Consider the following 11,298-nt stretch of genomic DNA (forward strand, 5'->3'; position numbering starts at 1 on the left):
AGGGGCCGGTCGGGGTGGGCCCACCCCGACCGGCCCCTCACCGAACCCCTCAGAGCGCGCCGACGGTCGCGGCTCCCTCGGCCCGCAGCAGGTCCGCGAGGTCGGCCGGAGTCCGGTGCCTGCGCAGGGCACGCAGACTGACCCGGTGGCCGAGTCCCGTGCTGATCAGCTCGGTCAACCGCGTCGCCGCCAGGGAGTCCCCGCCCAGGTGGAAGAAGTCGTCACTGATCCCAACCCGTTCCACGTCGAGGACCTTCGAGAAGATCCCCACGAGCTCGCGCTCCAGTGCGTCCCGAGGCGCCTCATAGGCGTCCGCCTCCCACGAGACCTCCGGCAGCGCGGCCCGGTCCACCTTTCCGTTGACCGTGGTGGGCAGGGCGTCGAGCAGGTTGTAGGCGGACGGGAGCAGATGCGACGGCAGCCGGTCCTCGGCGTGGACGCGCACCTGGTCGGTCCCGGTCCCGTCGGCCACCAGATGCGCCGCCAGGCGCAGCCCCCCGGAGGGGTGGGAGACCGGCACCACGACCGCCGACCGCACCCCGGGGCACTCCAGCAGGACGGCCTCGACCTCGCCCGGGTGGACGCGAAACCCCCGCACCTTGACCTCGTGGTCGACCCGGCCCCGGTGGTGCAGACGCCCCTGGGCGTCGAAGCAGGCCAGGTCGCCGCTGCGGTACAGACGCGACCCCGGCGGGCCGCAGGGGTCGGGCACGAAGCGCTCCGCCGTGAGCCCCGGAGCGCCCAGGTACCCCCGGGCCAGTTCCGGGCCACCGACGTAGAGCTCACCCACCGCACCCGGCGGAACCGGGCGCATCCGTGCGTCCAGCAACCGGAGGCGGGCCCCGGGCCAGGGGCGCCCCACCGGCGGCGGCCCGTCCCGGTCCCCGGGTCCGGCCGTGGCACTGGTCAGGCGATCCTCCCAGGGCACCAGGCAGCTACTCACCCCGTTGGCCTCCGAGGAACCGTAGGAGACAGCGACCTCGAAGGGCAGGCCCCGGTCGGCCCAGCGGCGCACCTTGTCGCTGCCCACTGTGAGCAGCCGCAGAGAGGCGCGCCCCGGCCAGGGCAGCGTGTACAGGTCCTCCGCGAGCGGCATGCTCACGTAGGCCGTGGTGACGCGCTCGGCGAGGATCCAGTCGCGCAACGCCCGCGGAGAGGCGACCACGTCCGGTTCGGCGGGGTGGACACTGGCTCCGGAGGCCAGGTACGGCCACAGTTCACCGACCGACACCGACGCGCCGGGCGGGGCGAGCCAGGCCGCCCGGTCCTGCTCCGTGATCCGGTGCCCCTCCCGGTGCGTGCGCACCGAGTGGGCCACGGACCGGTGCAGGACCGCGACGCGTTTGGGCTCCCCGGTCGAACCGGACGTGTGGACCACGTACGCCACCGCGTCGGGGTGCAGGCGGACCCCGAGGTCGCCGTCGGGCAGCGCGGCGACCTCCGCGGGCTCCCGGTCCACCGCCAGGACGCAGGTCGTCCCGCAGTCGGGCGGCGGTCCCAGCCGGTCCAGCGTCAGCAGGACCCGGGGGCGGGCGGTGGCGATGGTGCGCTCCACCCGGGCGCGGGGGTGCCCCGGGTCGAGCAGGACCGCCGCCGCCCCGGACTTGAAGACGGCCAGGAAGGCGACCAACATCTCCACCGACCGCTCCATCAGGAGGGCCACGGTGCGCTCCGGTGCGGCGCCCCGCTCTCTCAGGGCTCGGGCCAGCCGATTGGCCCGCGCGTTGAGTTCCCCGTAGGTGAGGAGGTCACCTTGGCGTTGGACGGCGAGGGCGTCCGGAGCCGTCCGGGCCCGCCGCTCGAACAGTTCGTGGACGAGGGTCCCCCCGGGAAAGCGGTCGGGGGTTCCGGACCACCGCTCCAGCAGCTCCAGCTGATCCGGTGGAAGCACCGGGAGTTCCCCGATCCGGGTGTCGGGTGCGGCCGCCGCCTCCCCGAGCAGGTGGAGGTAGCGGTCGGCCAGCGCCCGACCGCCGCCGTCGGGCCCGTCCGGGGACAGGCCCTCCCACCGGATGCGCAGACCGCCGCGGAAGGGCTCCGCCGTCAAGGTGAGATCGTCCGTCCGCGGTCCGGGGCCGCTGGCAGCCGAGCAGCGCAGGTCGGGGCCGAGCATGCCCTGCTCCCCCACCGCGCGTACCAGCGCGGAGAAGGCGGTGACGGCGGGAACCGGGCCGAACTCGCGGTACCCTTCGTCCGTGCCCGAGCGGATCCGGAAGGACTCCGGGGCCCGGGCGCCGCCGCGCGACATCAGGGCCAGGAACCCTGCGGCCAGTACCTCGGCCCGGCTCGCGCCCAGCCTCCCGGCCGTGGCGGTGACCTTCGATTCCAGCTCGCCCGGCAGAACGTCACACGCGCGCATGGACGGCACCTCCTTCACGGGACGCGGAGGGGACCGGCCACCGCTCCGTCCCGGGCAGCGCGGCGACCTCCCGCTCGACCAGCTCCAGGACCGCTCGGGAGGCGGAGTCGACGAAGAAGTGCCCGCCGGGCAGGACGCTCAGCCGGAATCCCCCCGCCGTCTCCCGCCCCCAGGCCAGCATCCGCTCCGGGGAGGCGTAGGCGTCCTCGGACCCGGCCAGCGCGTGGACGGGTGTGTCCAGGGGCGGCGCCTCCTCGTAGGGCCAGGTGGCCACCGCCGTCAGGTCGGCGCGGACCGTGGGCAGGAGCAGGGACAGCAGGTCCGGCTGGTCCAGCACCTCCGGCGGGGTCCCGCCCAGATCACGCAGGTAGTCGACCAGGTCCCCGTCGGTGCCGTCCCACCCGCTCACCGGCGTGCGGAGGCACGGCCCGGGGCTGGCCGCGACCACCAGGGAGGCCGGCACGGGTGCGCCGCGCCCGCGCAGCAGGCGGGAGAGCACCCAGCCGAGTCTGGCACCCATGCTGTACCCGAAGAACAGGTAGGGCACGTCGAGGTGGGGGGTGAGCAGGTCCGCCAGGTCATCCGCGAGGGGGCCCATACTGTCGTAGGGGCGCTCCGCACGGCGGTTCTCCCGGCCGGGGAGCTGGACGGCGACCACCTCCACGGTATCGGGAAGGCGCTCGGACCAGCGACGGTACATCGACGCGCCGCCCCCCGCGTAGTGGAGGCAGAAGAGCCGTGTCCGGGCCTCCGGCCGGGAGCCCAGCCCTCGGAACCAGCGCCGGGCGTCGGACGCCTCTCGCTCAGACAAGATGCCTCCCCAGAGCCGCGCCCATGCGGTCCGTGATCAGGTCCCGCAGGGCCCGGGGACAGCGCAGGAACGCGCCGTGGTCCCCATCCAACAGGTGGTAGGAGACCTCCGCGCAGTCCGACCAGCCCTCGTCGAGCCCTCCGGCCGGGACCACGTCGTCGTCGGTCCAGCCGACCAGGGTGACCGGAACCGGGACCGGGGGCGTGCCGTCGTAGCGGTAGCCCCGCTGGACCCTGAGGTCGTCGAGCATGGTCTCGGCGGCCAGTTCGGCGAGCTCGGCGGGCAGGGGCCTGCCCATCCGCTCCGCGAGGGCGCCGACCTCCCGGACCATGTCCGTCCCTTCGAGGTCGATGAAGTTCAGCGCCCCGTACAGGCCCCGATGCGGGGCGCCCCAGGAGGAGGCGAACACCTCGACCGGCAGCGGCAGCCCCAACTGCCGGAGCCGGAAGACCGTCTCCAGCATGTAGGGAAAGGCCCCGCAGTGCCCGAGAAAGGCGTACGGGCGGTCCAGGTGCGGGAGCAGTGCCTCGACGAGCTGGTCGGCGAAGTCCGCGTGGGTGGGCGGGTTCTCCTCCGCGATCCGGTTCTCGCGGCCGGGGGGCTGGAGGGCGCAGAAGCCCCCCTCACCCAGCAGTGCGGGCCAGTCCCGGTAGGAGGAGGCGCCGACCCCGGCGTAGGGGAAACCGAACAGCACGTGGTCGCCGTTTTCCGGGACGCCGCGCAGGAACCAGCGGGACGAGGCGCGTTCAGAGGAGGCCATCGGCCACCTCCCCGGTCACGGGGCAGCTCGCCCCCGGCACGGCGGTCATGACCGGTTCCGCGCGTCGCGCCGCGGGCGCGGCGGCGGCCAGGACCGGCGGCCGGGGAGCCGAGGCGGTGTGCAGGCGCAACGGCAGGCGGGTGATCCCGTTGATGAAGTTGGAGTACAGGTGCTCCACGGGACCGGTCCGCTCGATCCGGTCGGTGCCCGTCAGGACCTCCTCCAGCATCAGGCGGACGACGAGGCGGGCGCCGGGGGCGCCGTTACAGTAGTGGATGCCGTTGCCGAAGCCCACGTGGGGGTTGGGCGAACGGGTGGGGTCGAAGACGTAGGGCTGGTCGAAGACGGACTCGTCCCGGTTGGCCGAGGCCACCCAGGCGCAGACCAGCTCGCCCTCCCCCAGGTCGGTCCCGGCCAGGCGCACCGGGACGTTGGTGCGGCGCACGAGGTGGTTGGTGGGCGTGGCCCAGCGGACGCCCTCCTCCACCGCCTGGGCCGGGGTGGCCCGCCCCTCCCGGAGCGTGTTCCACGCCTCGGGGTTGTCCGCCAGCGCCAGGAGCAGGTGGCTCGCCACGTGGGGGGTGGTCGTGTTGGCACCCATCACGAAGCTGTAGCAGTTCAGGATCACTTCCTCCTGGGTGAGCCTGCGGCCCTCGACCTCGACGGAGAGCAGGGCCGAGATGACGTCCTCCCGGGGCCTGGTCCTGCGCTCGCGCACCAGGTCGTGGAAGAGGGCGAACAGCTCGAAGTGTGCGGCCTTGAGGGTCGCCTCCTCGGACTCCGACAGGTAACCGGGGTCCTCGGGCGCCACCCCAGCCATGGCCCAACGGGCCACGTCGTGCCACAGCTCCTCCGGAACCCCGATGACGTCGCCCACGACCGCCATGGGGAGCCGGTGCATCAGCGGGGCGAGGTCGTCGGTGCCCTCGGACCGGCACTCGCGAAGGATCTCGCGGACCCGCTCGCGCACGAGGTCGGTGCTCCTGGTCATCGCCGGCGTGGACAGCAGGCGCATGGTCGGCACCCGGATCGCGGTGTGCCGGGGTCGGTCCATCAGATTGATGGTCTTCCCCCCGGCCCGGTCCCCGCCCAGGACCGCGAGGATGGTGCCGTGCTCGGAGCCGAAGGTGCGGTGGTCCTTGATCACCCGCAGGACGTCCTCATAGCGGGTGACCGACCAGAACCTGGCCCCGTCGGGGCCGGTCTGCTCCCACATCGGAGACTCCTTCCGCAGCGTCCGCCAGGACGGGTGCTGGGAGGAGGAACGAAAGCGCTCGGGATCGAAGAGGTCGATCTGGTCGTGCGGAACCCCGGTGAGGGACTCCTCCGGTCCGGTGTTTCTCATGACGCCTTCCCCAGGTCGCCGGAGACCTGCATGTGGTTCATGCCGTTGATCCAGTTGGAGAGGAGGTGGACGGGCTCGGCCACCAGCTCCATGCGCTCGTAGCGCCGGGTCAGCAGGGTGAAGAGGGCGGTCAGCGCCGCCCGCGACACGTGGGAGCCGATGCAGTAGTGCGGGCCCGCACCGAAGCCGAGGTGGGCGTGGGCCGGGCGTTCGGGGCGGAACTCGTAGGGGTCGTCCCACACCTTCTCGTCGCGGTTGGCGGAGCCGACCCAGGCGCACACCCAGTCCCCCTCCGCCAGGTGCACACCGGCGATCTCCGTGTCCGCGGTGACCCGCCGCACCAGGTGGTGGGTGGGCGATGTCCAGCGGGTGCCCTCGTCGACCAGACCCGGGACGAGACCGGGGTCGGCCCGCACCGCGTCCCACAGGTCGGGGCGCTCGATCAGCGTCATCAGGGTGTGCGCGGCCACGTGCGGTGTGGTGGCGTGGGCCCCCATCACCAGGCTGTAGCAGTTGAGCGCCACCTGCTGGTCGGTCAGCGGCCGGCCGTCGAGCAGTAGGGTGGTGAGGCTGGTCATGACGTCCTCGCCCGGCTGTCCGCGCCGGTACCGGATCACCTCGCCGAACAGGTCGAACAGTTCGAGGTGCGCCCGGCGGGAGATCGCGGCGACCGAGGCCCCCCCGTTGAGCTCGGGGTCGTCGGGTGCGATGCTGACAGCCGACCAGTGGGCGATCTCCGCGCGCAACTCGGGGGGCACACCCATCATCGGGGCGAGCATCGCCATGGGCATCCGATGCATCAGCGCCGCGAAGTCGGCCTCCCCCTCCTCCAGCAGCGGTCGCACGAGCCGTTCGATCTCGGCCTCCATCTCCGGCCCGCAGGCACGGATGACCGAGCGGCTCAGTCTGCGCAGGACGGGGCCGCGCAGCTGCCGGTGCGTGGAGTGGTCGGAGACGGTGACGGCCTGGCCGCCCGCGGTGTCCCCCACCCCGACCGAGGCGAGGATGGTGCCGTGCTCGGAGGTGAAGGTCCTGGGGTCCTTGAGGACGCGGTCGCAGTCCTCGAAGCGGGTGAGGGACCAGAAACCGGTACCGTTGGGCGCCTTCTGCCACCAGACCGGGGCCTCCTCCCGCAGCGTCCGCCAGACGGCGTGCCGGCACTCGCGCCGGAAGGTCCGCGGGTCGTAGAGGTCGATCTCGTCGACGGGTACCCGTTCGTCGGGTCCGGGGACCGTGATCCTCACGCGATCGCCTCGTTCAGGGCGGGGCACTCGGACACCGGGGAGTCGTCGCGAACCGCAGCCAGTGCGGCCGGGGTGGAGTCGGCGAAGAACTCGCGCGCGCTCACGTTCAGGCCCTCTGCGCGCAGATGCTCCAGTACCCGGACGCTGCTGAGCGAATCGCCGCCGATCTCGAAGAAGTCGTCGTGGCGGCCGACCTCGTCCAGGCCCAGGACGTCGGCGACGGTCCGGGCGACGAGCCGCTCGGTGTCGGTACGGGACGCGACGTAGTCCTGGGCCAGGCCGAGTTCGGACCGCGAGGTCCAGGGGGCCGGCAGGGACCCGCGGTCCACCTTGCCGTTGGGGTCCAGGGGCAGCCGGTCCAGGACCAGGTAGTTGTGCGGCGCCATGTGGGCGGGCAGCCGGTCGGCGACCCACTCCCGCAGCCCGGGCACCGTCGGTTCGACGGCCCCGGACGGGGCGACGTAGGCGGCGATGCGCTTGTCCCCCCGGGCGTGGACGGCGACGGCCACGGCGGCCGAGCCGACGTCGGGGTGCGCGGCCAGGGCGATCTCGATCTCGGCGGGCTCGATCCGGAACCCCCGGACCTTGACCTGGCGGTCGACGCGGCCCAGGAAGTCGAATTCCCCGTCGGGGAGGCGCCTGCCCCGGTCACCGGTGCGGTACATGCGCGCGCCGGGATCCGAGGAGTACGGGTCGGGAAGGAACACCCCGGCGGTGGTGGCTGGGCGGTCGTGGTAGCCGTGGGCCAGCCCCTCGCCGCTGATGTAGATCTCGCCCCCGGTGCCGACGGGGACCTCGCGGAGGTCACCGTCCAGGATCCGGAGCGTCGTGTTCCGCAGGGCGCTGCCGAGCGGGACCCGGGGCTGCTCCCGCCCGGGGTCGACGGCGTGCAGCGACGCGAACACCGTGGTCTCCGTCGGTCCGTAGGCGGCGTAGAGGCGGCCACCCACGGACGACGCCGCGGTCCGCACGTGGCGGGGGGAGAGCACGTCGCCGCCGGTGATGAGTACGCCGACACCGGCCAGGGCGTCGGGGTCCCGGTCGACCAGCAGGTGGAAGAGCCCCGTGGTGAGGAACATCCAGTCCGGGCGGCGCTCGCGCAGGCCGCGGCCGAGCGATTCGATCGAGACTCCGCGGTCGGCCAGGACCGCGACCGTACCACCCGCGGTGAGGGCCGCCCAGAGTTCGAAGGTCGAGGCGTCGAAGGAGGTGGGAGCGAGGTGGGCGACGGTCTGCCCCCGGCCGACCGCGAGGCGGGGGTCGGAGGACAGCAGTCCCACCACAGCGGCGTGGTCGACGACCACGCCTTTGGGCCTGCCGGTGGAACCCGAGGTGTAGATGACGTACGCGGGGTCCAAGGGGGAGACGGGGACGCCGAGGTCGTCCCCGGGGTGGTCCGCCAGCTCGGGGGCGTTCACCCCGACGGCGGAGACGGAGGGATCGTACGCCTCACCGGTCTCGTTGACGACCAGGTCGGAGCGGCTGTCCCCGATCATGAACTTTCGGCGTTCCCGGGGGTAGCCGGGGTCGATGGGGACGTAGGCGGCGCCGGTCTTGAGGGCCGCGAGGGCGGCGACGACGAAGTCCTCGGTGTCTGCCAGGGCGACCGCCACTCGGGAGCCCCGGGAGGCGCCCCGGGCGCGCAGCTCCCGGGCCAGGCGGTTGGCCCGCGTGTTGAGGTCCCGGTAGCCGACCGAGACATCGGTGCCGACGATGGCCACCGCCTCCGGGGAGAAGGCGGCCTCATGCTCGACGAACTGATGGATGACCTGGTGTTCGGACAAGATCATGACCTTCCGGAGCGCATCGGTGCCGGATGGGTGGGAGCAGGCCGATGGGCGGCCCCACCAACTCGACAAAGCTCTCAACTTTAGTTATATTGTAGATAACTGCAGTTATATTGATACAGGGCGGCGTCTCGCGTCAACCACCCCAACCGGTTTGATTTGGAATCCTCCGAACCTTGGTCGAGGCGCTCCCGTGGAAAGGGTGAGTACCATCGACGACATGACCGGCGGCGCGGGGTCCGGATCGGCGGGATGGCCGTGTCCCGAGTGCGGGCGGGTCTTCTCCCGACGCAACCAACGGCACGTCTGCGGGTCCTGGACGGTCGAACAGCACGTGGAGGGCGGCCCCGAGTGGGTGGTCCCCCTCTTCCACCTGTTCTGCGAGCGACTGAAGACGATCGGGGAGTTCGAGTACGCCCCCGTGCGCGCCCAGGTGGGCTTCCGCGGTCCGCGCCGGATCTTCGCCGCCGTGCGGCTGACCGGGAAGGGGCTGGGCGGCTACCTCGACCTGCCCCGCCGTGTCGAGAGCGCGCTGTTCACGCACGTGTCGCCGTACACCAAACGGCTCCTCGTCCACCACTTCACCCTCACCTCGGAGGAGCAGTTCACGGAGGAGCTGGACGGCTACCTGCGGGAGGCCCACGGCGTGGGCCTGGGCACCCACCTCACCTGAGGAACCCGGGAGTCCCGTCCCGGGCGACGGGGCGGCCCGCCGTCCGGGACACGACGCGTCAGGAACCGGAAGGACCTGCGTCCGGTGGTGCCACCGGACGCTCGACGCCAGGGCGGCGTGGGTCGAGGGGGTGCCGCCCGGGCCCGGGCGCGCACCGTGACGCGGAGGCGCTCACGGCCCGGCTCCGTGGCCACCGCAGGGGGGCGTTCGACGGGAACTGCGCGGCGTCCGCGCTCCTCGCGTGGACGCCGTGGCGGCCGACGCTGTCCACGCGGAACAGGCCGTCGAATCGGCCCTCCTCCGGAGACTTCGCGCACTCCGTCCAGTACCGCACGTCCGTGTAGCGCGTGCCCCGGTCGGCCGGGTGCCGGCACAGGCCCGCCGGCAGGTGCTCGGGGACCTGGAAGCCGAACGCGAACAGCCGCGTCCTCCGGTCTGTCATCATGCGCTCCGATGCGCGTTCACCCCACGAACGGAGCGATCGCCCAATGAACACCGTGCACCTCACCCAGTGACTGCCGACCGGGTCCCGGCGGGTGCACGACGCCACCGGCCGCCCGCCCCACCGGCGGTGCTGGACTCCGAGGACCGGAGCGCCGTGTCCGTCGACAGGAGAATCTCCCACCAACGTGCCGACGGGGTTTCGGTCCGCCTCGCACCCTGACAGAGGGGGTCCCCTCCGCCCGCTCCACCACGACTGCGCCGACGAGAACGTCACGTGCGAGGACTTCGACGCGGACGGACGGACCGGTGTGCTGCTCCGGTACGGGCCGCCCTCCGCCGTCACCGTGCGGGTGGCGGCCGATCCGGAGGCACGGACCTGCGTGGACATCCATGGCCAGAACGCGCTCACCGGTCTGCCCCGGGGGAGGTGTTCCTCCGGCTGGCCGGTGGCCTCGCGCCGGTCGGGCGTTACCGACCGCCGGACGCGGCGGTGTCGACCGGTTGCCTGAGGATGGTGCGCAGCTTCTCCGGGGCGACCCTGCGGAAGTCGCTGAGGTAGATCTCGTGGTGCTTGCCGACCATGCGCAGCCCGTGGCCTGGAATGTACTCGCGGTGCATCCGCTCGAGCACGTCCGCCTCGTCGTCGAACGAACCGACGTGCAACGTCTGCACGCAACGCCCCTCGGACAGCGTCTCCATGCGGACGTCGCCCAGGCGCGCGGGCCTGTTCCGCTCCCCGGCCCGGTCCACGGCGGCGGCGAACATGTCCTGGTCGATCCAGTCCGGGACCATGATCATCAGCGTCCAGTCCCATCGCGACTTGTCGCGCGCCGAGGTGAAGGCGTCCATGTCCTGGGCCCACCACAGGCCCTCCAGCGGCATGACGACGTAGTCGCGCCCGAGGTCCTGCCTGCTGGCGAACTTGAGCTTGTAGGCCACCGGGTAGAGCGCCCCGACCGCTTCGGCGAAGGGTGCGCTGCCCGGGTCCCCGTGGCCGTCGACCATGAGGTACCGCAGATCAGGTACCTGCGCGATCCGGAACCGGCCCGGTTCGGCGTGGTAGGCGTCGAGGGTCTTCTTGAAGTCAGTCTTGCTGTTCATGGGGGACCTGGGCTCGGTCGGCGAGCCACGACCTTTCCGCCTCCAGGAGGCTCAGCGAGTACGAGAACACCTCACGCGCCGCCAGCGCGGAGGGAGCCTGCACCCGTTCGGCCTCCCGCACCGCGGCGATGCGCTCCTCCACCCGTGCCAGTCTGGCGCGCAGCGCCCCGGTGTACTCCCGCTCGGAGAGCAGCGGCAGGTTGGCGACGCCCACCAGCAGCGGGTGGGGCACCGGCCGCACCTCCTGGATGAGGGCGAGCGCGCCGCGGCTCGCGGCCCGCCTTCCGGAGTCGGTGGGATGGAACACGCGGCGGGACTTCGCCGCCGCGGGGGCCTCCGGGACGTGGACCAGCCCCCGCTTCTCCAACTTGGTGAGCAGGTAGTAGATCGAGGAGAACCCGATGTCCGTCCACTGGCGGATCCCTCGGTGCTCGATGACCTGTTCCAGGTCGTAGCCGTGCTGGGGGCGTTCGATGACCAGCCCCAGCACGGTCAGTTCGGCGGGTGTCAGCTCCACGCATGCATTCTAGCACTAGAATACAGAAGCGCGGTTCTCCGGGACCCACGCCCGGCAGTCGGCCTCGGCCGTGTTCGGGGACCGGTCCCCGAACACGGCCGAGGCCGGTGGGGACGTGGTCACGTCCCCACCGGCCTCGGCTCTCGTACCGCCGTCTAGACGGGCTGGCCCGCCCTGCGCTTCTCGACGCGCTCGGCACGCAGGCGTCGTGCCTCGTCGGCGTCCAGCACCGGCGCCGCGGTCAGCAACTGACGCGT

General features: G+C 72.5%; 9 protein-coding genes. 1 reads left to right on the forward strand and 8 read right to left on the reverse strand.

The genetic code is table 11. The annotated features are described in order from the left end of the window. Window positions 1-49 precede the first annotated feature (49 nt). From ACTVAJ_RS27585 to ACTVAJ_RS27610, 6 genes are read right to left on the reverse strand one after another with little or no spacing between them, the layout of a single operon-like run. Window positions 50-2,359 (reverse strand): non-ribosomal peptide synthetase, encoded by a 2,310-nt coding sequence (locus ACTVAJ_RS27585; protein WP_470391208.1) that lies wholly within the window; start codon window positions 2,357-2,359, stop codon window positions 50-52. After that, a complete protein-coding gene (locus tag ACTVAJ_RS27590) occupies window positions 2,346-3,170 on the reverse strand; it encodes a thioesterase II family protein (RefSeq protein WP_470391209.1) in 825 nt (274 codons plus the stop codon). Before ACTVAJ_RS27590 ends, ACTVAJ_RS27585 begins: the two co-directional genes overlap by 14 nt. Next, window positions 3,163-3,930: a thioesterase II family protein gene (locus ACTVAJ_RS27595; RefSeq protein ID WP_470391210.1), complete on the reverse strand. Its 768-nt coding sequence runs from the start codon at window positions 3,928-3,930 to the stop codon at window positions 3,163-3,165. The genes ACTVAJ_RS27590 and ACTVAJ_RS27595 overlap by 8 nt, the downstream gene beginning before the upstream one ends. Next, the gene (locus ACTVAJ_RS27600; RefSeq protein ID WP_470391211.1) at window positions 3,917-5,275 is read right to left on the reverse strand and encodes a cytochrome P450; all 1,359 of its coding nucleotides are present in this window, start codon (window positions 5,273-5,275) and stop codon (window positions 3,917-3,919) included. The genes ACTVAJ_RS27595 and ACTVAJ_RS27600 overlap by 14 nt, the downstream gene beginning before the upstream one ends. After that, window positions 5,272-6,519, reverse strand: coding sequence for a cytochrome P450 (locus ACTVAJ_RS27605; protein WP_470391212.1), 1,248 nt, complete (start codon window positions 6,517-6,519; stop codon window positions 5,272-5,274). Before ACTVAJ_RS27605 ends, ACTVAJ_RS27600 begins: the two co-directional genes overlap by 4 nt. After that, the gene (locus ACTVAJ_RS27610) at window positions 6,516-8,303 is read right to left on the reverse strand and encodes a non-ribosomal peptide synthetase (RefSeq protein ID WP_470391213.1); all 1,788 of its coding nucleotides are present in this window, start codon (window positions 8,301-8,303) and stop codon (window positions 6,516-6,518) included. The genes ACTVAJ_RS27605 and ACTVAJ_RS27610 overlap by 4 nt, the downstream gene beginning before the upstream one ends. 205 nt (window positions 8,304-8,508) lie before the next feature. Between ACTVAJ_RS27610 and ACTVAJ_RS27615 the strand changes: the two genes are divergently transcribed. Then, window positions 8,509-8,979: a DUF5655 domain-containing protein gene (locus tag ACTVAJ_RS27615; protein ID WP_470391214.1), complete on the forward strand. Its 471-nt coding sequence runs from the start codon at window positions 8,509-8,511 to the stop codon at window positions 8,977-8,979. Window positions 8,980-9,891: 912 nt separating this feature from the next. Here the strand turns inward: ACTVAJ_RS27615 and ACTVAJ_RS27620 are convergent. Then, window positions 9,892-10,524, reverse strand: a complete 633-nt coding sequence (locus ACTVAJ_RS27620) for a GyrI-like domain-containing protein (RefSeq protein ID WP_470391215.1) — start codon at window positions 10,522-10,524, stop codon at window positions 9,892-9,894. Then, window positions 10,508-11,041: a PadR family transcriptional regulator gene (locus tag ACTVAJ_RS27625; RefSeq protein ID WP_470391216.1), complete on the reverse strand. Its 534-nt coding sequence runs from the start codon at window positions 11,039-11,041 to the stop codon at window positions 10,508-10,510. The genes ACTVAJ_RS27620 and ACTVAJ_RS27625 overlap by 17 nt, the downstream gene beginning before the upstream one ends. Window positions 11,042-11,298 lie beyond the last annotated feature (257 nt).

The organism is Nocardiopsis sp. KDC1DS13DA1 (assembly GCF_055632325.1).

Bases quoted from the DNA above. Each gene is read 5' to 3' on its own strand.
- ACTVAJ_RS27585 (WP_470391208.1), bottom strand. From the start codon at position 2,359: ATGCGCGCGTGTGACGTTCTGCCGGGCGAGCTGGAATCGAAGGTCACC.
- ACTVAJ_RS27595 (WP_470391210.1), bottom strand. From the start codon at position 3,930: ATGGCCTCCTCTGAACGCGCCTCGTCCCGCTGGTTCCTGCGCGGCGTC.
- ACTVAJ_RS27620 (WP_470391215.1), bottom strand. From the start codon at position 10,524: ATGAACAGCAAGACTGACTTCAAGAAGACCCTCGACGCCTACCACGCC.
- ACTVAJ_RS27600 (WP_470391211.1), bottom strand. From the start codon at position 5,275: ATGAGAAACACCGGACCGGAGGAGTCCCTCACCGGGGTTCCGCACGAC.